This window comes from Sorangium sp. So ce726 (assembly GCF_051521405.1).
In the GTDB taxonomy this organism is placed as follows: domain Bacteria; phylum Myxococcota_A; class Polyangia; order Polyangiales; family Polyangiaceae; genus Sorangium.
Genome location: NZ_CP150349.1, coordinates 8,154,147 through 8,175,687, shown reverse-complemented (window position 1 = coordinate 8,175,687; position 21,541 = coordinate 8,154,147). Strand labels below are relative to the sequence as shown.

The 21,541-nt window shown below is 68.8% G+C and carries 10 protein-coding genes; 2 read left to right on the top strand and 8 right to left on the bottom strand.

Annotated features, from left to right (window positions below):
• Positions 1–25: 25 nt before the first annotated feature.
• On the bottom strand, positions 26–355 hold the full coding sequence (locus WME79_RS30190) for a hypothetical protein (protein ID WP_437521873.1): 330 nt from the start codon (positions 353–355) through the stop codon (positions 26–28).
• A gap of 327 nt (positions 356–682) precedes the next feature.
• Positions 683–1,627: a PH domain-containing protein gene (locus WME79_RS30185; RefSeq protein WP_437521871.1), complete on the bottom strand. Its 945-nt coding sequence runs from the start codon at positions 1,625–1,627 to the stop codon at positions 683–685.
• Between the two features lie 315 nt (positions 1,628–1,942).
• On the opposite strand from WME79_RS30185, the gene WME79_RS30180 reads away from it, so the two are divergent.
• Complete coding sequence (locus WME79_RS30180; RefSeq protein ID WP_437521869.1) at positions 1,943–2,497, top strand: RBBP9/YdeN family alpha/beta hydrolase; 555 nt, start codon at positions 1,943–1,945, stop codon at positions 2,495–2,497.
• Between the two features lie 16 nt (positions 2,498–2,513).
• On the opposite strand, the gene WME79_RS30175 is transcribed toward WME79_RS30180, so the two are convergent.
• The 4 genes from WME79_RS30175 to WME79_RS30160 all read right to left on the bottom strand — a co-directional run bounded on the left by WME79_RS30175 (position 2,514) and on the right by WME79_RS30160 (position 10,863).
• Positions 2,514–3,371: a hypothetical protein gene (locus tag WME79_RS30175; RefSeq protein WP_437521867.1), complete on the bottom strand. Its 858-nt coding sequence runs from the start codon at positions 3,369–3,371 to the stop codon at positions 2,514–2,516.
• A 58-nt stretch (positions 3,372–3,429) separates the two neighbouring features.
• Entirely contained in the window at positions 3,430–3,768 is a 339-nt protein-coding gene (locus WME79_RS30170) for a hypothetical protein (protein ID WP_437521865.1), read from the bottom strand.
• A gap of 83 nt (positions 3,769–3,851) precedes the next feature.
• Positions 3,852–7,439: a tetratricopeptide repeat protein gene (locus WME79_RS30165; protein ID WP_437521863.1), complete on the bottom strand. Its 3,588-nt coding sequence runs from the start codon at positions 7,437–7,439 to the stop codon at positions 3,852–3,854.
• A gap of 97 nt (positions 7,440–7,536) precedes the next feature.
• Positions 7,537–10,863, bottom strand: coding sequence for a tetratricopeptide repeat protein (locus WME79_RS30160; RefSeq protein WP_437521862.1), 3,327 nt, complete (start codon positions 10,861–10,863; stop codon positions 7,537–7,539).
• Between the two features lie 665 nt (positions 10,864–11,528).
• On the opposite strand from WME79_RS30160, the gene WME79_RS30155 reads away from it, so the two are divergent.
• Positions 11,529–13,679, top strand: a complete 2,151-nt coding sequence (locus WME79_RS30155) for a caspase family protein (protein ID WP_437521860.1) — start codon at positions 11,529–11,531, stop codon at positions 13,677–13,679.
• Positions 13,680–13,867: 188 nt separating this feature from the next.
• Here WME79_RS30155 and WME79_RS30150 read toward each other — a convergent pair whose 3' ends face one another.
• Both WME79_RS30150 and WME79_RS30145 read right to left on the bottom strand, forming a co-directional pair.
• Positions 13,868–17,335, bottom strand: coding sequence for a tetratricopeptide repeat protein (locus WME79_RS30150; RefSeq protein WP_437521858.1), 3,468 nt, complete (start codon positions 17,333–17,335; stop codon positions 13,868–13,870).
• Positions 17,332–21,279: a tetratricopeptide repeat protein gene (locus WME79_RS30145; RefSeq protein ID WP_437521856.1), complete on the bottom strand. Its 3,948-nt coding sequence runs from the start codon at positions 21,277–21,279 to the stop codon at positions 17,332–17,334. The genes WME79_RS30150 and WME79_RS30145 overlap by 4 nt, the downstream gene beginning before the upstream one ends.
• Positions 21,280–21,541 lie beyond the last annotated feature (262 nt).

Here is a 21,541-nt window from a genome sequence, read left to right as displayed (position 1 = left end):
CGGTGCTCTTCCCTGCGAGGCGTGGTCAGCGCCGTCCGAGCGGCTTCACGACGAGCGCCCCGGTCTTGACATAGCGCTCGTAGACGACACGCAGCTCCGCGTCGTTGAGCCCCTGCTCGTCGGCGATGATGTAGACCCCGCGCTCCGGGTCGCGGTGGACGTTCGCCTTGAACTCCTCCCAGCTCATGATCTCGTCCCCGTTCGGCGTGGACTCGTCAGCCTCGGAGGAAGAGGAGGAATCCGCGCCGCCGCAACCGGCAATCGCGAGCGCCACCACGGGCGCACAGAGAAGGACAGACAGGGAGCGCTCGATGCGGCTCCTGGGCAGGCGCCCCGAAGACGATCCTTGATTCATTGAAACACCTTTCGCGGTAAGGTCATACGTTGTTCGCAATCAAGAGAATCCTGCCGGCGGCGATTCGACATCCAGCGCCGCCAGCATCTGGTATATTTACACAGGAATCGAGGAACATGGAAGTCCCATGCGGGGGCTGCAGTGCGCCTCGGTCGTCGCCGGCGAGGGGTTGCGGTCCCAGCGGCGACTGCGCCTGCGAGCCAGGAGGCGAAAGAGAAGCCGCACCGCACCTGCCACGGGTCGTGCAGATCGAACGAACCCGGCGCGCCTGGGCTACCTCGGCCCCATCAGGGCACGCGGCGGGGCGCGCCGCGCTGCCTCAACGGCTTACCCACGCGTCGAGGGGCCGCAACCGCGCCGGCGCTTGCCCGCGGGCGGGTCCTCGATGCGCTCCAATCTGGAGTCCTTGTCGTGCAGGGACTCGAGCGCCTCCGCGAGCGCGACATCGTCGGTGGCATCGGCGACGCGCTCGAGCCCTCCGCGGGTCTCCGGGCTGGCCACGGAGGCGGCGGCGATCCGCAGCCGCTGTCGCGCTCGCTCGTGGTCGAAACGGTAGAGGGCGACGGCGGCTGCGGTCCGTGTGACCGCAGGTGCGTGCGGATCGTCGAGCAGGGCCCGGAGCCGGTCCACGGTGATCGCGCAGTAGGCGCCCGCGGTGCTCGCGGTGAGCCTGCGCAGCGCGTTGAGCCAGGCTGCGCCGCTCCGGCCCCTCCGCGCGAGCGCTTCCTCGTGCGCATGCCCCCGGCGCGCGTTCCAGGCGTCGCGCTGGCGCTGGATCTCGAGCATGATCTCGCCGCCCACAGCATCGAGCGGCCCTGTGTACTCCGGTTGTGGTGAGCCGAATCGCCAGGTCGTGAGATCGACGAAGCCGCCGCCCACGAGCCCGATTCTCACGATGGACGAGGTGCTCCAACTCGTGGTTTGCCCATCGTCTGTTTCCATGGTGCGCTGTTCCTCGTCGACGGAGACGATCTCGTCGTATCGAATGAGTCGCCGGGACAGGAAACGCCGGATGAGGATGCCGTCAGCCCCCACGACGAGCTTCGGTCGAAGCCGCTCGAGGAGCTGAAAGGTCGCCAGCAGCAGGAGCAGGCACCCTGCGATGGCAACGATGGCGCCGAGCTTGAACCACAGGAAGAAGCCCACGAGCGTGATCGGGCAGAACGCGATGAAGGGGATCTCGTTCATCGTGTCCGGGATCTGGAGCAAGAACGTGCGGGCGCGCTGCTCTTCCGCTGCCGCCTCGACCAGCTTCCCGTGCTCGTCGCTCACCGCATGCCTCCGGCTGCTTTCCCACCGAACAGCAGATGATCAGGATCGTTCCCGCTTTTCGCGCGAGGACACGAGCGGTTCGACGGCACCTGGGATGCCGAGGACATGAGCCGCGACGCTCGGGGGCGACCCGCGGACGGCCGAACGTATATTTTTCTAGGCGCCCTGGTTCCCTGCTGGAAAAGCGAGCCATATCAACGGTTTGTCCACGCGTCGGAGGGGGTCGATTTCGCTCCGGGGTCTGCTGGGTGGTGACGAGGTGATTTTCAACCGCTTCCTCTGTACTATCTTCCTTCGCGGGGAGGTCTTGTCACGATGCTTTCGCTTCTCATCGTCCCTGGCTACAGCGGCTCCGGCCCTCGCCACTGGCAGACGCTCTGGGAGCAGAAGCTCTCCTTCGCGCGCCGTGTGGAGATGCCCGACTGGGATCACCCTGACCGACGCGCGTGGGTCGAGGCGCTCGACGGGGCGGTCGCCGCCAGCGCTGAGCCCCCGGTGCTCGTCGCGCACAGCTGCGGCGTCAGCACGGTGGTCCACTGGGCGGCCCTGCGCGCGCGGCCCGTGCGCGCCGCGCTCCTCGTCGCGCCGGCCGACACTGAATCGCCGAGCTATCCGCGCGACGCGTCAACGTTCCACCCGTTGCCCAGCGTCAGGCTGCCGTTCCCCTCGATGGTCGTCGCGAGCTCGAACGACCCGTACTGTACCCCGGAGCGAGCCGAAGCCCTCGCGCGCGCCTGGGGGAGCCGGCTCATCCATGCGGGGTCGTGTGGGCACATCAACGTCGACGCCGGCTTCGGGCCGTGGCCCGAGGGCGAGCGGCTCCTCGCGGCGCTGATCGGAGAGCCCGTGTCTCGTGTGTTTCGCGCTTGAGACGGCGAGTGCCCTCTCAGCGATTCTCGGTCTGGGCCGGGACCTCGAGGCGCAACGCCCATGCCTCGTACGCCGGTACGCCTAGCGCGGCAAACGAGGGGAGGATCACGCGGTCAATCCGCTCGTAGAAGGCGCGCGCCGCGGCCGGGCGCGAGGGGATTCCGAGGTTCGGGCCGGCGGGCGGGGGCGCCTCGGGCAACGGCTCGCCGTCGGCGCGCGAGGCGCCGGCGTGGATGCGGTCGTAGTGCGCAAGCGAGAACGCCAGATCGGCGGCGAGCCAGTCGCGCTCGTCCTCGGTGAGGCGCGGAAAGACGAGGCGCGCGAGCGCCCAGCCGAATCGGTCGTGGAGGATCTCGTCCCGAAGGAGGGTGCCCACGACGACCTGCAGGCAAGGATCGGTGGTGTGCTGCTGGAGGACGTCGAGGATGCCGACGGACGCGGATTCGCCCACGCAGAACATCGATGCGGTCCACCGGGCGACGAAGAGATGGGCCGGGAGGCCGTTTCGCGGGAGCTGGAGATCTGAGGGGGCGAGCGTCGCTCCATGGTTGCCGCCGAGCGCCTCGGCCGCGCGCGCGCACAGCTCGGTGTGTCGCGCCTCGTCCTGGAGGAGGCGCGAGGCCGCGGTCGTGACCTCCAGGGGCAAGCGCAGCTCGGCGAAGCGGGCGATGAGCTCGCCGAAGACGATCATGGATCGGTATTCGGCGACCGCTCGCGCTGCCCACGCCTGGCGGGCGATCTCGACGTCGGCCGGCGGGAGCGCCGCCGGGTCGAGGCGGTCCCACGGGGGCGCGGGGTAATGGCGATCGAGGAAGCGGCGGTGGAGCGTCGCGAAGAGCCGCTCGGTGGTGCCGAGAGGGAACGCGGTGTTCATGAGGGGATGGGGCGTGGCCGCGGGCGAGCGAGGGGGGCGGCGGGGGATGTCGCTCGCGTCACGGCTTCGAGCGCGCCGGCGTGTTGAGGTGCACCGGCGGCCCCGGGGTCGGAGCTTGCGGCGCGGTCGCGGAGGACGACGCGGAGGGCGCCGTCGGGGGCGTGTTCACGTGCATCGGTGTCGTCAGCGGTCCGTCGCTCGGAGGAGCGTCCGGCGGGGTCGCGGAGGACGATGACTCGGTGGGCGCCGCGGTCGGCGTCGGCGGGACGTGGTCGGAGGGAACCGCCTGGTTGATGGTGTGGTCCGGCGCGGAGCTCCCGCCGCACCCGGTGACGAGCGCGGCAGCCGCCAGGAAATGGGCGCGAACACGGGCGAGGCGCTGCGGGTCGAGGGGCATCCGGCGAGACTAGCGGGGCGCGTGGGGGTTGGGAAGCGTGGAGACGGGAGCGATGGGGGCGCGGGGCCGCTTGCCGGTGTGGTTTACTCGGGCGCGGTCGCCACGGTGTCTGCTGCCGTCGGCATGTCGGCTTCTCGCACCGCGGGCGGCTCCTTTCCGGAGAGCGAGCGGCCGCTGCCGCCTGCGATGAAGGCGGCCCAGTAGTAGGGGTGCAGGCCCTGGCGAGCCATTGCGAGCTGCACTTCGCGCAGCGCATCGCTCCGCCCGTCGTCGGCCGAGAGGCGACCGTAGTAGGCCTTCATGAGCGCCTGGGTCTCCTCGTCGGCCACCTTCCACAGACTCATGATCTGGCTGTCGGCCCCGGCGAGTACCAGAGCGCGCCGTAGGCCGTAGACGCCCTCGCCCCGGGAGAGCGTGCCGATCCCTGTGTCGCACGCCGACAGCACCACGAGCTTGGTCCCCCACAGGTCCAGGCCCGCGACCTCGAGAGCGGTGAGCACGCCGTCCTCGCCGCCGCTGCGTCGCTGGTTGGCGCCTGCGAGCGCCAGACCCGAGAGCAGCAGCGGGTTCTCGGGCAAGGGCGGCAGCGCTCCGGGCTGCAGCAGCGTCAAGAACGGCCGCTGGGCCCCGCGGGACGCGTGCGGTGCCGCGGGCTCCTCCGCCAGGAAGAAGCCGTGGGTGGCCATGTGCACGATGGCGGGGCCCGCGAGTGCCTTGATCGCGGCCTCGGTGGCGTCCTTGTCGAGCAGCAGCCGTGCGCCCGGCAAGAGGTCCTTGACGGCGCGCGCCTCTGGCTCCGTCCACCGGAGTGGGCCGAACTGCATGGCTCCCATGCCGTCCGATCGGCGCCCCGAGGTCGCGCTGGCCGGCACGCCGCCGCCCTCGTCGTAGGCCGGGTTGCCGATGACCAGCGGTGATGAGCGGGGACTCTCGGTCTGGGTAACTTCGAGGCGGAGCAGGTCGCGGCCGCTGGTCAGGTAGGTGAAACGGTAGCGCGCGAGGAGAAACTGCCCGCGCTCGTCGACCAGCGCGGCGAAGGGCACGAGGTTGAGCTCTCCGTCTGGCGACAGGTACACATCGCGCGCCTCGCCCAAGAGCTGCCTCACGGGCTGCATGACCTTCTCGTCGAGCGCACGCGCCGCCTCGGCGTAGCGCGGATCGGCCGCGCTCAGGAGCGCGCGCGTTTCAGCGACGAGCGCATCGATGGGCGCGGCGGGGCCGAGCTCCACCCATCTCGGATCGCCTGTCCGGTGCAGCACATAGGCGACGTAGTGCAGGTTGCCAAGCCTGCGCTCGGGGTTCGCACGCGCATCAAAAGGCCGAAACAGCGCGATCTCGACGAGCGCGGCGCTCGGACCGAGCGCCGCTTGCACGGTCTCAAGGGTGACGGCGCGGCGCTCCGCGGCCAGCGCCTTGTACCGTGCCGCCAGGTCCCGCTCGAGCACCTCGACATCCGCCCGCAGCTTGGCGAGCGCGTCGCTATGATGGCTCACGTCCTCGCCGGGCGCAGGCCCGTGTAGCGTGCGCGTTGCCAGCTCGCCTCTGAGGCGAGCCAGCTGGGTCAGCTTCGCCTGGTCCTCGGGTCGGCCGCGCGCGCGGAGCTGCGCGAGCATGTCGGTCATGGCGTCGAGGACGCGGCCCTTGCGCTGTAGCAGGACGGCGAGCGCGAGCCGGGCGGCGTCGACGCGGTCCTGCAGCGTGCGGACGTGAAGGGAAACGGTCACGTCGGTCTCGCCTTGCACCGTCCGCACAAATGCGTGCTTTTGCCGCTCGCTGCTGGTGGCTAGGACGGAGGCCAGGACCCGCTCGTGGATCGCAGCGGCCCGCTGTATCAGCGGAAGCGCCCGCGTGGGCGCTGCGCTCACCCAATGCAAGACGGCCAGATTGTAGAGGCTTGCGGCCACCTTGGGATGCTCAGGTCCGAGCGCATTCTCCTGGATGGCCAGAGCGCGACGGTAGAGCGGCTCGGCGGACGCGTGGTCGCCTTTCGCCTCGAGCAACACGGCCAGGTTGTTGAGGCTGACGGCCACATCGGGGTGCTCGTGCCCGAGCGCCTTCTCGCGGATGGCCAGAGCGCGACGGTAGAGCAGCTCGGCGGCCGCATGGTCGCCTTTCTTATCGAGCAACCCGGCCAAATTGTCGAGGCTGACGGCCACGTCGGGATGCTCTGGGCCGAGCGCCTTCTCCTGGATGGCCAGAGCGCGACGGAAGAGCGGCTCGGCTGCCGAGTCGTCGCCTTTCTTATCGAGCAACACTGCCATATTGTTGAGGGCAGTGGCCACGTTGGGATGCTCTGGGCCGAGCGCCTTCTCCAGGATGGCCAGAGCGCGACGGTGGAGCGCCTCGGCCTCCGCATCGTCGCCTTTCTCCTGGAGCAACCAGGCCAGGCTGTGGAGGGCTTTGGCCACATTGGGATGCTCTGGGCCGCGCACCTTCTCCAAGATGGCCAGAGCGCGCCGGTAGAGCGGCTCGGCCGCGGCGTAATCGCCCTTCGCATAGAGCAATACGGCCAGATTGTGGAGGACGGCGGCCACGCTGGGATGCTCCGGCCCGAGCGCCTTTTCCCGGATGGCCAGAGCGCGCCGGTAGAGCGGCTCGGCCGCCGCGTAGTCGCCTCTCAAAAAGAGCAATTCCGACAGGCTGTTGAGGGCAGTGGCCACGTTGGGATGCTCCGGCCCGAGCGCCTTCTCCCGGATGGCCAGAGCGCGCCGGCAGAGCGGCTCGGCCGCCGAATAGTCGCCTTTCGCCTGGAGCAACGCGGCCAAATCGCTGAGGGCAGCGGCGACGTTGGGATGCTCTGGGCCGCGCGCCTTCTCCCGGATGGCCAGAGCGCGCCGGTAGAGCGGCTCGGCTGCCGTATAGTCGCCTTTCGCCTCGAGCAACCCGCCCAGGCCGCTGAGGCTCACAGCCACGTCGGGATGCTCCGGCCCGAGCGCCTTCTCCCGGATGGCCAGAGCGCGCCGGTAGAGCGGCTCGGCCGCCGCATCGTCGCCTTTCGCCTGGAGCAACTCGGCCAGGCAGTTGAGGCTGAAGGCCACGTCGGGATCCTCGGGGCCGAGCGCCTTCTCTTGGATGGTCAGAGCGCGGCGGAGGAGCGGTTCGGCCGCCACGATGTCGTCTTTTGCAAAGAGCAACCCTGCCAGGCTGTTGAGGCTCTCAGCCACGTCGGGATGCTCCGGCCCGAGCGCCTTCTCCCGGATGGCCAGAGCGCGACGAAAGAGAGGCTCGGCCGCTGCGTAATCGCTTTTCGTCGCGAGCAGTGCGGCCAGGTTGTTGAGAGTGGTGGCCACGTCGGGATGCTCAGGCCCGAGCACCTTCTCCCGGATGGCCAGAGCGCGACGGAAGAGAGGCTCGGCCGCCGCGTGGTCGCCTTTCGCCTTGAGCAATGCGGCCAGGTTGTGGAGCGTGATGGCCACGTCGGGATGCTCGGGCCCGAGCGCGTTTTCTCGCAGGTCGAGCGCCCTCCGAGCGAGGGGGATGGCGTCGTCATATCGGCCGGCCTTATGGAGCTCGACAACGCGGCGATTCAGCCGCTCTGCCTCTTCGAGCGGCCCTTCCGCCGCCGTGGCCGCCTCCTGTGTCGGGGTCTGCGCCTGGGCCGCGACCCCTGCTTGCGCGACCACGATCGCTGCGGCGAATTGTGTTGCACGGACCGTCGAACCCCCCTTCATTTCACCGCTCCTCATCCCTCAGCTTCGACCACGGCAAGCGCCGTCGCGTCGGCGAACGGCGCAACTTGGGCGTAGTCCCCTTACCACGCGCTCGGGTCTACTCGGGCGCGATCCCCCCGGTGTCCAGAGCCCTCGGCACATCGGCGACTCGGACGGGGGGCGGCCCGTTTCCGGAGAGCGAGCGGCCGCTGCCGCCTGCGATGAAGGCGGCCCAGTAGAAGGCGTGCAAGCCCTGGCGAGCCATGGCGATCTGCACTTCACGCAGAGCATCGCTGCGCCCCTGGTCGGTCGAGAGGCGACCGTAGTAGGCAGTCATAAGCGCCTGGGTCTCCTCGTCGGCCACCTTCCACAGACTCATGATCTGGCTGTCGGCTCCGGCGAGCACGAGCGCGCGCCGTAGCCCGTAGACGCCCTCGCCCCGATGGAGTGCGCCGATCCCCGTGTCGCACGCCGACAGCACGACGAGCTTGGTTCCCCAAAGATCCAGGCCCGCCACCTCGAGCGCGGTCAGCACGCCGTCGTCGCTGCCGCTGCGTCGCTGGTTGGCGCCTGCCAGCGCCAGACCCGAGCGCAGCAGCGGGTTCTCGGGCAGGGGCGGCAGCGCTCCGGGCTGCAGCACGGTCAGGAACGGCCGGGCCTCACGGAGCGCGTGCGGTGCCGCACGTGCCTGCGCCAGGAAGAAGCCGTGGGTGGCCATGTGCAGGATGGAGGGGCCCGCGAGCGCCTTGACGGCGGCCTCGGTAGCGTCCTTGTCGAGCAGCAGGCGTCCGTCTGGCAAGCGCTCCTTGACGGCGCGCGCCTCTGGCCCCGTCCACCGGAGTGGGCCGAACTGCATGGCACCCATGGCGTCCGAGCGGCGCCCCGAGGTCGCAGCGGCCGGCGCGCCGCCGCTTTCGTCGTAGGCGGGGTTGCCGATGACCACGGGCGACGAGCGAGGGCTCTCGGTCTGGGTGACCTCGAGGCGGAGCAGGTCGCGGCCGCTGGTCAGGTAGGTGAAGCGATAACGGGCGAGCAAGAACTGCCCATGCTCGTCGACCAGCGCGGCGAAGGGCACGAGGTTGAGCTCTCCGTCCGGCGACAGGTACACCTCGCGCGCCTCGCCGAGAAGCTGCCTCACCGGCTGCATGATCTTCTCGTCAAGGGCGCGCGCCGCCTCGGCGTAGCGCGGATCGGCCGCGCTCAGCGCCGCGCGCGCTTGAGCGACGAGCGCATCGATGGGCGCGGCGGGGCCCAGTTCCACCCAGCTTGGATCGCCGGTCCGGCGGAGCACATAGGCAACGTAGTGCGGATCGCCGAAATGGCGGCCGGGTTGAGCGTGCGGATCGAAAGGCAGCAACAGCGCGATCTCGACGAGCGCGGCGCCCGGACCGAGCGCAGCCTGCACAGCGTCGAGGGTGACAGCGCGGCGCTCCGCAGCGAGCGCCTTGTACCGTGCGGCCAGGTCCCGCTCGAGCACCTCGATGTCCGCCCGCAGCTTGGCGAGCGCGTCGCTGTGATGGCTCACGTCCTCGCCGGGCGCAGGCCCGCGCAGCGTGCGCGTGGCCAGCTCGCCCCTGAGGCTTGCCAGCTGGGCCAACTTGTCCTGGTCCTCCGGCCGGCCGCGCGTACGGAGCTGCGTGAGCATGTCGGTCATGGCGTCGAGGACGCGGCCCTTGCGCTGCAACAGGACGGTAAGCGCGAGCCGAGCGGCGTCGGCGCGGCCCTGCAGCGCGCGGACGTGAAGGGAAACGGTCATGTCGGTCTCGGGTTCCGCCGTCCACGCGAAAGCGTGCTTTTGCCGCTCGCTGCTGGCGGCAAGGACAGAGGCCAGGACCCGCTCGAGGATCGCTGCAGCCCGCTGCATCAGCGGAAGCGCCCGCGTGGGCGTTGCGAGCGCCCAGTACAACCCGGCCAGGTTGTTGAGGGTGTCGGCCACGTCAGGATGGTCGGGTCCGAGCGCCTTCTCCCGGATGGCAATAGCGCGATGGTAGAGCGGCTCGGCCGTCGCGTAGTCGCCTTTCGCATAGAGCAACCACGCCAGGTTGTTGAGGCTCTGCGCCACGTCGGGATGGTCGGGCCCGAGCGCTTTCTCACGGATGGCGAGAGCGCGACGGTAGAGAGGCTCGGCCGCCGCGTAATCGCCTATCGCACGGAGCAACCGGGCCAGGCTGTTGAGGCTCTGCGCCACGTAGGGATGCGCTGGCCCGAGCGCCTTCTCCATGATGGCGAGAGCGCGACGGTAGAGCGGCTCGGCCGCTGGGTAGTCGCCTTTCGCATGGAGCAAACCGGCCAGGTTGTTGAGACTGATGGCCACGTTGGGATGCTCGGGTCCGAGCGCCTTCTCCCGGATGGCGAGAGCGCGACGGTAGAGCGGCTCGGCTGCCGCGTAGTCGCCTTTTATCCCGAGCAATACGGCCAGGTTGTTGAGGCTTTGGGCCACGTCAGGATGCTCTGGTCCGAGCGCCTTCTCCCGGATGGCGAGAGCGCGACGGTAGAGCGGCTCGGCCGCCGCGTAGTCGCCTTCTTCCCCGAGCAACAATGCCAGGTTGTTGAGGGGGATAGCTACGTAGGGATGCTCTGGTCCGAGCGCCTTCTCCCGGATGGCGAGAGCGCGACGGTAAAGTGGCTCGGCCGCCGCGTCGTCGCCTTTCGTCTGGAGCAAACTGGCCAGGTTGTTGAGACTGGTGGCCATGTCAGGATGCTCTGGTCCGAGCGCCTTCACCCGGATGGCGAGCGCGCGACGGTAGAGCGGCTCGGCCGCCGCGTAGTCGCCCCTCACCTCGAGTAAACTGGCCAGGTTATTGAGGCTGTTGACCACCTGGGGATGCTCAGGCCCGAGCGCCTTCTCCCGGATGGCGAGAGCGCGACGGTAGAGCGGCTCGGCCGCCGCGTAGTCGCCTCTCGCCTCGAGTAAACTGGCCAGGTTGTTGAGACTGGTGGCCACGTTGGGATGCTCCGGCCCGAGCGCCTTCTCCCAGATGGCCAGCGCGCGACGATGGAGCGGCTCGGCCGCCGCATAGTCACTTTTCGCCTTGAGCAAACTGGCCAGGTTGTTGAGGCTGATTGCCACATCCGGATGCTCCGGCCCGAGCGCTTTCTCCCGGATGGCGAGAGCGCGGCGGAACAGCGGCTCGGCCGCCGCGTAGTCGCCTCTCGCCCAGAGCAGTTTGGCCAGGCGGTTGAGGCTACGGGCGACGTCGAGATGCTGAGCCCCGAGCGCCCGCTCCCGCAGCTCGAGCGCCCGCCGTGCGAGGGGGATGGCCTCGTCGTATCGGCCGGCCCGCTCAAGTGCGACGACGCGGCGACTCAGCCGCACCGCCTCCTCGAGCGGCCCTTTCGCTGCCGCGTCGTCTTTCGGCATCTCCGCCGGTGCCTCGACCCGCGGACGGTCGTCCCCGACCGCCACCGCGAATCGTGCTTCGCGTGCCATCGAAGACCGCTTCATCTCGCCGCTCCTGATCCTTCAGCTTCGGCTGGGCGGGCGCCTTCGCGCTGGCGAACAGCGATACCAACACCTGGAGCACCCGTCCGAACATGCGTCGCCGTGCTTCGTCGACGACTGTCCGCCAGAGAGCCTTACGCCGATATTGGAAGTTCCTCATGCGCGTCGCACACCGGTGATCGTGCGTGCGCCGGCCGGGACGTCAAGTGGACACTGCTCCCTCTTTCGGGAAGTGCTGTCGGCGTCGATGCGAGCCGCGGTTCCCTGGTGTCCTTGTCCCGTCCCTCTGCCGTGGGTGCCCCATCTCCTGGAGCACGCGTCGCTCATTGAAGCTGAAAATGCCGCAGCTGGCTCCCTCGGACTGAAAACCAGCGTGAAACGATCTGGGGTTCGCCCCTTCCGCCCCAGCTTGACCTTTGAGCCCTGTTCTTTATCGATCTGTCATGGGCTGCCCGCGCCCACGAGCGCCCGTCGGCCTTCGAGGAAGGGTAGGAATATTGTGACGCCAGAAGCCAACGTCGGCATCTGCCACGATCGGAAGCTCCTGCTCGATCTGCAAGAGGATGGAATATGGGTTGGCGTGCGACGCGCACCCATCGCGGGCACATGATGGTCTGGGGAGCCACCGGAGGAAATGGCCTCGCGGCCGCTATTGCTGGAGGAGCACCATGGATAGCCAGCCGAACGACGAACACGACGAGGCGGTGACGAGACGCGCTCGCGACACGGGCCCGACCTTCCGGGCGTTGCTCATCGGCATCGACCTCTATCTCCCGAACCGGCTTGAGAACGGCGCCACCTACGCGCCGTTGAGCGGCTGCGTGAACGACATCCGCCTCGTCGAGGAGGCGCTGCACACCCACGTCACCGGACCGCTCGAGATCACGAAGCTCGTCGCGCGCGACACCGGGGCTGACCAGCCCGATGGGTCGAGCTCCGACTGGCCTACGTACGCCAACATGAAGGCGGCGTTCGATGCGCTGGTCACCCGGGCGCAGCCAGGCGACCAGGTGTACATCCACTACTCTGGCCACGGCGGCCGCGCCCCCACGAGGTTCGAGGAGCTGAAGGGGGCGGGCAGATACGACGAGACGCTGGTGCCCATGGACATCGGCGGGCGCTCGACGCCTTACCTGAGCGACGTCGATATGGTGTATTACCTCGACGCGCTCACGAGGAAGAGCCAGGCGATCGTGACGGTGGTGCTCGACAGCTGCCATTCCGGCGGCGCGACGCGAGGGATCGACGTCGCGCCGCGGTGCGCGACTGGCGCCCGCGAGGGGGTCGATCCCACGCTCGACACCACGGAGCGGCCGAGGGGCGGCGTTGCCTCGGACGACGAGCTTCGCGCCGCGTGGAAGCGGCTCGTGGCGACGGGCGCCGCGCCGGGAGCGGCCGTTGGCACGAGCTGGCTGCCCCCGTCCAACGACTACGTGCTCCTTGCGGCGTGCCGCGACGACCAGACAGCGCTGGAGGCCAACGACGGTGACCAGCGGGGCGGCGTGATGACGGCAGCCTTCCTGAACGCGCTGACGCGGCTCGGCAAGGACCAGACCTGGAAGACGCTCTACGAGCGCCTCTTCACCTTGGTGCATAGCCAGCACCCGACGCAGACACCTCAGTTCCTCGGCAAGGGCGAGCGCCAGGTGCTCGGCGTCGCGCTCCGGCCCGTCGCGTACAGGCTGAGGGTCCTCGGAATCGATGAGACGAACCGGAGGGTGAGGCTCAGCGCCGGCCGCGCGACGGGGACGAAGATGGGCAGCAAATTCGGCATCTATGTTCCTGGGACGACGGACTTCACGCAAGACAACAAGCGCGTGGGCGGCGCAACCGTCGACGAGGTGACAGGCACGGAGAGCTGGGCGACGCTGGACGAGGGCACCCCGGTCAAGGCGGTCGAGCCGGGCGCTCCGGCGCTCCTCGAGGACGTGGGATCGGTCGCGCTGAAGCGCGCAGTCAACCTCTTCCGCCGGAATGACCTGCCGCCCGAGATCGATCAGGAGCGGGCGTTCGCCGCCCTGCGGACCGCGATCGAGAACAGAGGGCGCGGCTTTCTCGTGCTCCACACGAGCGGGACGCCGCACTATCAGGTCGCCATCAACGACGGCGGTCAATACGAGATCTGGGACCCGAGCGGAAAGCGGATGCCCAACGTGCCGGCGGTGAGCGTCGGCGCGCCGAAGGCCGTCGAGCTCGTGGTCGACCGGCTGATCCACATCTTCCGGTACAAGACCATCGAGGAGATTTACGACCCGTTCTCGGGGCTCAAGGACGCGCTTCGCGTCGAGCTCCGCGCTCCACCGCCGGGGTGGTCGCCGGGTGATTGGATCGAAGGCGGGACGGTGATTGAGCCCAAGGATGGGCGATACGTCGTGAAGCCCGGCTCCTACTCGTTCGTGCGTGTCGTGAACGACAGCGATCGTCGAATCAATATCGTGGCCATCGACCTCGAAGATGATTGGAGCATCGGTGCCGTCATGCCTCCTGACCCGTCCCGGGAGTACTACACCACCGTGGAGCCACATCGAGACGCCTGGTTCGCGCTCGGGGCCCTCCTGCGCGCCGGGCACGCTTCGGCCATGAACATCATCAAGATATTCGTGACCGTCGACGACTCTGATTTCTGGTGGCTCCTGCACCCGCCGATCGATCAGCCCATCACCCGCTCGGAGAGGAGGAGAGCCAGCGCCGCGCGAGACACGCTCTTTCGGCTGCGCGAGGCGCTCGACGCGGAGAGGAACGAGGAGAGCAGGATGCGCGTCGTGTCCCAGCCGGGCTTCGACTGGACCGTGCAGCAGATCCTCGTCGACACGAAGTAGCCTCGACGATGTGCTCAAGGCGCACTCGTGCTCCGGGTTGCGCCTGCGCGGGGTCTCCGTCTTTAGGTGTGTGTCCGGAGGGGCGGGGAGCGTGTCCTGATCCCTTCTGCGCGACGCGATCGCCCGCGGCAAGCCGCGGCTCGCGTACCGTGGCTTGCCGGCGCGGCTCCCTCGCCACGAGCGCGGGTCTACTCGGGCCCGGCCCTCACCACGGTGTCCGCTGCCCTCGGCACATCGGCTTCTCGCACGGGGGGCGGCTCCTTTCCGGAGAGCGACCGCCCGCTGCCGCCTGCGATGAAGGCCGCCCAGTAGTACGGATGCAAGTGCTCGCTCGCCATCGCGAGTTGCACCTCCCGCAGCGCGTCGCTGCGCCCCTCGCCGGCGGAGAGCCGGACGTAGTACGCTTTCATGAGCTCCTGCGTCTCTTTATCGGCGACCTTCCACAGACTCATGATCTGGCTGTCGGCCCCGGCGAGCACGAGCGCACGCCGTAGGCCGTAGACGCCCTCGCCCCGGGAGAGCGCGCCGATCCCCGTGTCGCACGCGGACAGCACAACGAGCTTGGTCCCCCACAGGTCCAGGCCCGCGACCTCGAGCGCGGTCAGCACGCCGTCCTGGCCGCCGCTCCGTCGCACGTTGGCGCCAGCGAGCGCCAGACCCGAGCGCAACAGCGGATTCTCGGGCAAGGGCGGCAGCGCTCCGGGCTGGAGCAGGATCAGGAACGGCCGGGCTTCGGCGGGCGCGTGCGGTGCCGCGGGTGCCTGCGCCAGGAAGAAGCCGTGGGTGGCCATGTGGACGATGGAGGGGCCCGCGAGGGCCTTGACCGCGGCCTCGGTGGCGTCCTTTTCGAGCAGCAGGTGGGCGTTCGGCAAGAGCGTCGCCACCTCGCGCGCCTCCGGCGCCGTCCACCGGAGCGGGCCGAAGTGCATCGAGCCCATGGCATCCGAGCGGCGCTCCGAGGTCGGGTTGACCGACGCGCCGCCGCCCTCGTCGTAGGCGGGGTTGCCGATGACGAGCGGCGACGAGCGCGGGCTCTCGGTCTGGGTGACTTCGAGGCGGAGCAGGTCGCGGCCGCTGGTGAGATAGGTGAAGCGATAACGCGCGAGCAGGAACTGCCCACGTTCGTCGACCAGCGTCGCGAAGGGCACCAGGTTGAGCGCTCCGTCCGGTGACAGGTACACCTCACGCGCCTGGCCCAAAAGCTGTCTCACCGGCTGCATGACCTTCTCGTCGAGCGCGCGCGCCGCCTCGGCGTAGCGTAGATCTGCCGTGCTCAGCGCTGAGCGCGCCTGCGCGATCAGCGCATCGATGGGCGCGGCTGGGCCCAGCTCCACCCAGCTCGGAACGTCGGTTCGGTGCAACACGTAGGCAACGTAGTGCGGGTCCCCAAAGCTGCGGTCGGGCTTCGCGTGCGGATCAAACGGCTGAACTAGCGCGATCTCGACGAGCGCGGCGCCCGGACCGAGCGCGGCTTGCACGGCTTCGATGGTGACAGGTCGGCGCTCCGCGGCCAGGGCCTTGTACCGTGTCGCCAGGTCCTGCTCGAGCACATCGGTGGCCGCACGCAGCACGGTGAGCGCATCGCTGTGATGGCTCACGTCTTCCCCGGGCGCAGGCCCGCGCAGCGTGCGCGTCGCCAGCTCGCTCCTGAGACTTGCCAGCTCGGCCAGCTTCGCCTGGTCCTCCTGCCGGCCGCGCACACGGAGCTGCGCGAGCATGTCGGTCATGGCGTCGAGGACGCGTCCCTTGCGCTGCAGCAGGACGGTGAGCGCGAGCCGGGCGGCGTCGGCGCGGTCGGGCAGCGCGCGGATGTGCAGAGAAACGGTCATGTCGGTCTCGCCTTCCACCGTCCACGCGAACGCGTGCTTTTGCCGCTCGTTGCTGGTGGCGAGGACCGAGGTCAGGACCCGCTCGTGGATCGCAGCAGCCCGCTGCATCAGCGGAAGCGCCCGCGTGGGCGCTGTACTCGCCCAATGCAAGACGGCCAGGTTGCCGAGGCTTTTGGCGATGTCGGGATGCTCGGGGCCGAGCGCCTTCTCCCAGATGGCGAGAGCGCTACGGAAGAGCGGCTCGGCCGCCGCGTAGTCGCCCTTTGTACGGAGCAAACCAGCCAGGTTGTTGAGGCTTTGGGCGACGTCGGGATGCTCGGGGCCGAGCGCCTTCTCTCGGATGGCAAGCGCGCGACGGTAGAGCGGCTCGGCCGCTACGTAATCGCCTGTCGCGCGGAGCAGCCCGGCCAGGTTGTTGAGGCTGGCGGCCACGTCGGGATGCTCGGGGCCGAGCGCCTTCTCCCAGATGACGAGAGCGCGACGGTAGAGCGGCTCGGCCGCCGCGTAGTCGCCTCTCGCCTCGAGCAACCCGGCCAGGTTGTTGAGGCTGGCGGCCACGTCGGGATGCTCGGGCCCGAGCGCCGTCTCTCGGATCTCCAGAGCGCGGAGGAGCAGCAGCTCGGCCGCCGCGTAGTCACCTTTCGCACGGCGCAACTCGGCCAGGTTGTTGAGGGCGGTGGCCACTTTGGGATGCTCGGGCCCAAGGGCCTTCTCCTTGATGGCCAGAGCGCGAAGGTAGAGCGGCTCGGCCGCCGCAAAATCGCCTCTGGTCTGGAGCAGCCCGGCCAGGCCGTTGAGGCTGGTGGCGACGTCGGGATGCTCGGGCCCGAGGGCCTTCTCCTTGATGGCCAGAGCACGACGGTAGAGCGGCTCGGCCGCCGCAAAATCGCCTCTGGTCTGGAGCAACCCGGCCAGGTCGTTGAGGCTCGTGGCGACGCTGGAATGCTCGGGCCCGAGGGCCTTCTCCTTGATGGCCAGAGCACGACGGTAGAGCAGCTCGGCCGCTGTGTAGTCGCCTTTCGCCTCAAGCAATATGGCCAGGTTGTTGAGGACCACGGCCACGTGAGGATGCTCGGGCCCGAAGGCCTTCTCCCGGATGGCCAGAGCACGACGGTAGAGTGGCTCGGCCGCAGCATAGTCGCCTTTCGCACGGAGTACATTTGCGATATTGTTGAGGCTGGTGGCCACGTGAGGATGCTCGGGCCCGAGCGCCTTCTCCCGGATGGTCAGAGCGCGACGGTGGAGCGGCTCGGCCGCCGCGTAGTCGCCTTTCGCCTCAAGCAATACGGCCAGGTTGTTGAGGCTGTTGGCCACGTGAGGATGCTCAGGCCCGAGCACCTTCTCTCGGATGGCCAGAGCGCGACGGTAGAGCGGCTCGGCCGCCGCGTAGTCGCCTTTCGTCTGGAGCAACGCGGCCAGGTTGTTGAGGCTGGTGGCGACGTCGGGATGCTCGGGCCCGAGCGCCTTCTCCCAAATGGCGAGAGCGCGACGGACGAGCAGCTCGGCTGCCGCGTAGTCGCCTTTCGCATGAAGCAAAAAGGCCAGGTTGTTGAGGCTGGTGGCGACATCGGGATGTTCAGGCCCGAGCGCCTCTTCTCGCAGCTGGAGCGCCCTCCGTGCGAGGGGGATGGCCTCGTCGTATCGGCCGGCCCGCTCAAGCTCGATGATGCGGCGATTCAGCCGCTCTGCCTCTTCGAGCGGTGCGCTCGCCGCCGCCTCCGCGTCGTGTTGCGTCGTCCGCGCCGGCGCCTCGACGGGTGGATACACGGCCACAACCGGCGCTGCGGGTCGCGCTGCATGTTTCCGTGCCCCCGAACGCCGGTTCATCTCACCGCTCCTTGTTCCTCAGTCTTGAGCTGGACGAACGCCGTCGCGTCGGCGAACAGCGCAACCCGGGCACTGTCCTCCTCGCCTTGGGCTCGGGTCCACTCGGACGCGGCCCCCACTGTATCTACATCGACTACCCTCGGCAGAGCAGCTTCTCGCACGGCGGGCGGCTCCTTTCCGGAAAGCGACCGCCCGCTGCCGCCTGCGATGAAGGCGGCCCAGTAGTAGGGATGCAATCCCTTGCTAGCCATGGTGATCTGCACTTCCCGCAGCGCATCGCTGCGCCCGTCGTCGGCAGCGACGTGACCGTAGTACGCTGTCATGAGCGCCTGGGTCTCCTTGTCGGCCACCTTCCACAGGCTCATGATCTGACTCTCGGCGCCGGCGAGCACAAGCGCACGCCGCAGCCCATTGACGCCCTCGCCGCGGTAAAGCGTGCCGACCCCTGTCTCGCACGCCGAGAGCACGACGAGCTTGGTTCCCCACAGATCCAGGCCCGCGACCTCGAGCGCGGTCAGCACGCCGTCCTCGCCGGCGCTGTGCCGCAGGTTGGCGCCTGCGAGCGCCAGGCCCGAGCGCAAGAGCGGGTTCTCGGGCAAGGGCGGCAGTGCTCCGGGCTCCGGCACGGGTACGAGCGTCCGGCTTTCGGCAGGCGCATGCGATACCGCGCGTGCCTGCGCCAGGAAGAAGCAGTGCGTGGCCAGGTGCAGGATGGAGGGGCCCGCGAGCGCCTTGACCGCGGCCTCGGTGGCATCTTGTCCGAGCCACAGGCGTGCGTTGGGAAAGAGCTTCGCCACCTCGCGCGCCTCCGGCTCCGTCCACCGGAGTGGGCCGAACTGCATTGCGCCCATGGCATCCGAGCGGCGCTCCGAGCTCGCATCGACCGGCGCGGCGCCGCCGCCCTCGTCGTAGGCCGGGTTGCCGATGACCAGCGGCGATGAGCGCGGGCTCTCGCTCTGGGTGGCTTCGAGGCGGAGGAGATCCCTGCCGCTGGTCAGGTAGGTGAAGCGATAACGCGCGAGCAGGAACTGCCCGCGCTCGTCGACCAGCGCTGCGAAGGGCACCAGGTTCAGCTCTCCGTCCGGCGATAGGTACACCTCGCGCGCCTTGCCGAGCAGCGGCCTCACCGGCTGCATGACCTTCTCGTCGAGCGCGTGCACCACATCGACGTAGCGCGGCTCGGCCGCGCTCAGCGCTGCGCGCGCATCAGCGACGAGCGCATCGATGGGCGCGGCGGGGCCCAGCTCCACCCAGCGTGGATCGCCGGTCTGGTGCAGCACACAGGCAACATAGTGCAGGTCGCCAAACCTGCGACCGGGCTTCGCGTGCGGATCGAAGGGCTGAAACAGCGCGATCTCGACGAGCGCGGCGCCCGGAGCGAGCGCGGCTTGCACGGTCTCGACGGTGACGGCGCGGCGCTCCGCGGCCAGCTCCTTGTACCGTGCCGCCAGGTCCTGCTCAAGGATCTCGGCGTCTGTACGCAGCTTGGCGAGCGCGTCGCTGTGACGGTTCACGTCTTCGCCAGGCGCAGGCCCGCGCAGCGTGCGCGTCGCGAGCTCACCTCTGATGCTTCTCAGCTCGGCCAGTTTCGCTTGGTCCTGCGGCTGACCGCGTGCACGGAGCTGCGTGAGCATGTCGGTCATGGCGTCGAGGACGCGGCCTTTGCGCTGCAAGAGGACGGCGAGCGCTAGCCGGGCGGCGTCGGCGCGGTCGGGCAGCGCGCGGATGTGAAGGGAGACGGTCATGTCGGTTTCGCCTTCCATCGTCCACGCGAATGCGTGCTTTTGCCGCTCACTGCTGGTGGCAAGGACCGAGGCCAGCACCTGCTCGTGGATCGTAGTAGCTCGCTGCATCAGCAGAAGCGCCCGCGTGGGCGCACCGTTCGCCCAGAGCAGCCCGGCCAGGCTGTTGAGGCTCTGGGCTACGTCGGGATGCTCAGGCCCGAGTGCCTTCTCCTGGATGGCCAGCGCGCGGTGGTAGAGCGGCTCGGCTGCGGCGTAGTCGCCTTTCGCCTGCAGCAACCCGGCCAGGCTGTTGAGGCTCTGGGCCACGTCGGGATGCTCAGGCCCGAGCACCTTCTCCTGGATGGCCAGGGCCCGACGGAGGAGCGGCTCGGCCGCCACGTAGCCGCCTTTCGCCTGGAGCAACAAGGCCAGGTTGTTGAGGCTCTTGGCCACGGCGGGGTGCTCAGGCCCGAGCGCCTTCTCCTGGACGACCAGCGCGCGACGAAGGAGCGGTTCGGCCTCCGCATAGTCGCCTTTCGCACGGAGCAACCGGGCCAAGCTGGTGAGATTTTGAGCCACGGCGGGATGGTTCGGCCCGAGCACCCTCTCCCGGATCGCCAGGGCGCGACGGTAGAGCGGTTCGGCTGCGGCATAGTCGCCTTTCTCCTGGAGCAACCCGGCCAGGTTGTGAAAACTTATGGCCACGTCGGGATACTCTGGCCCGAGCGCCTTCTCCAGGATGGCCAGAGCGCGGCGGTAGAGCGGCTCGGCTGCCACATAGTCGCCTTTCGCACGGAGCAACCCGGCCAGGCTATTGAGGCTCTGGGCTACGCCGGGATGCTCAGACCCGAGCGCCTTCTCTCGGATGGCCAGAGCGCGACGGAAGAGCGGCTCGGCTGCCGCGTAGTCGCCTTTCTCCTGAAGCAACCCGGCTAAGTTGTGTAGGCTTTGGGCCACATGGGGATGCTCAGGTCCGAGCGTCTTCTCCTCGATGCCCAGAGCGCGGCGGTAGAGCGGCTCGGCTGCCGTGTAGTCGCCTTTCGCCACGAGCAGCGCGGCCAGGCTATTCAGGCTCTCGGCCACGTCGGGATGCTCAGGCCCGAGCGCCTTCTCTCGGATGGCCAGAGCGCGACGGAAGAGCGGCTCGGCTGCCGCATAGTCGCCTTTCGCATGGAGCAACCTGGCCAGGTTGTAGACCCTGTCAGCCACGTGAGGATGCTCGGGTCCGAGAGCCTTCTCCCAGATGGCCAGAGCGCGACGGTAGAGCGGTTCGGCTGCCGCATAGTCGCCTTTGGCCTCGAGCAATCGGGCCAGGCTGTTGAGACTGGTGGCCAGGTCGGGATACTCGGGCTCGAGCGCCTTCTCCCGAATGGCCAGAGCGCGACGAAAGAGCGGTTCGGCTGCCGCATAGTCGCCTTTCGCCTGGAGCAACCAGGCCAGATTGTGGAGGCTGTCCGCTATGTGAAGATTCTCAGGTCCGAGCGCCTTCTCCTCGATGTTCAGAGCGCGGCGGTAGAGCGGCTCGGCTGCTGCGTAGTCGCCTTTCGCCACGAGCAACGCGGCCAGGCTATTGAGGCTCTGGGCCACGTCGGGATGCTCAGGCCCGAGTGCCTTCTCCTGGATGGCCAGAGCGCGACGGAAGAGCGGCTCGGCCGCCGCGTACTCGGCTTTCGCCAGGAGCAACTCGGCCAAGCTGTTGAGGCTCTGGGCCACGTCGGGATGGTCCGGCCCGAGCGCCTTCTCCCGAATGGCCAGAGCGCGACGGAAGAGCGGCTCGGCCGCCGCGTACTCGGCTTTCGCCAGGAGCAACTCGGCCAAGTTGTGGAGGCTCTGGGCCACGTCAGGATGCTCGGGTCCAAGCGCCTTCTCCCGGATGGCCAGGGCCCGGCGGAAGAGCGGCTCGGCCGCCGCGTACTCGGCTTTCGCCAGGAGCAGACTGGCCAGGGCGTTGAGGCTCTCTCCCACGTGGGGATGCTCAGGTCCGAGCGCCGATTCTCGCAGCTCGAGCGCCCTCCGTGCGAGGGCGATGGCCTCATCGTATCTGCGGGCCTGCGCAAGCTCGACGACGCGGCGATGTAGCCGCTCTGCCTCGTCAAGTGGACCCGACGCTGCCACGTCCGCATCCTGTTCCGGCATCGCCGGCGGCGCATCGATCGGCGGATGCTCGGCCCCGACCGCCACCGCGAACCGTGATGTGCGTGCCTTCGAAAACCGCTTCATTTCACCGCTCCAAATTCCTCAGCTTCGAGCTGGGCGAGCGCTGTAGCTCCGGCGAACAGCGCACCCCGGCGACAGTCCAGGTGGCGTCATCGTCGAGAGGACCGCATGCTGTAGATTCTTGTCCGGCCGCATTGATGTCGATGCCCAGGCCGCCCGTCTGAAACCGCGTCATCTGGCGAATGTCGCCAGGCAAAGCTTCTCTCGTTGACATTGGAAGTTCCTCATACATGCCGCACACTGGTAATCGTGCGTGAGCTGGCTG

What these genes read in the sequence shown, in the direction of transcription:
- WME79_RS30145 (WP_437521856.1), bottom strand. Translation starts at nt 21,279, where the DNA reads ATGAAGCGGTTTTCGAAGGCACGCACATCACGGTTCGCGGTGGCGGTC.
- WME79_RS30175 (WP_437521867.1), bottom strand. Translation starts at nt 3,371, where the DNA reads ATGAACACCGCGTTCCCTCTCGGCACCACCGAGCGGCTCTTCGCGACG.
- WME79_RS30180 (WP_437521869.1), top strand. Translation starts at nt 1,943, where the DNA reads ATGCTTTCGCTTCTCATCGTCCCTGGCTACAGCGGCTCCGGCCCTCGC.
- WME79_RS30150 (WP_437521858.1), bottom strand. Translation starts at nt 17,335, where the DNA reads ATGAACCGGCGTTCGGGGGCACGGAAACATGCAGCGCGACCCGCAGCG.
- WME79_RS30155 (WP_437521860.1), top strand. Translation starts at nt 11,529, where the DNA reads ATGGATAGCCAGCCGAACGACGAACACGACGAGGCGGTGACGAGACGC.
- WME79_RS30190 (WP_437521873.1), bottom strand. Translation starts at nt 355, where the DNA reads ATGAATCAAGGATCGTCTTCGGGGCGCCTGCCCAGGAGCCGCATCGAG.
- WME79_RS30170 (WP_437521865.1), bottom strand. Translation starts at nt 3,768, where the DNA reads ATGCCCCTCGACCCGCAGCGCCTCGCCCGTGTTCGCGCCCATTTCCTG.
- WME79_RS30160 (WP_437521862.1), bottom strand. Translation starts at nt 10,863, where the DNA reads ATGAAGCGGTCTTCGATGGCACGCGAAGCACGATTCGCGGTGGCGGTC.
- WME79_RS30165 (WP_437521863.1), bottom strand. Translation starts at nt 7,439, where the DNA reads ATGAAGGGGGGTTCGACGGTCCGTGCAACACAATTCGCCGCAGCGATC.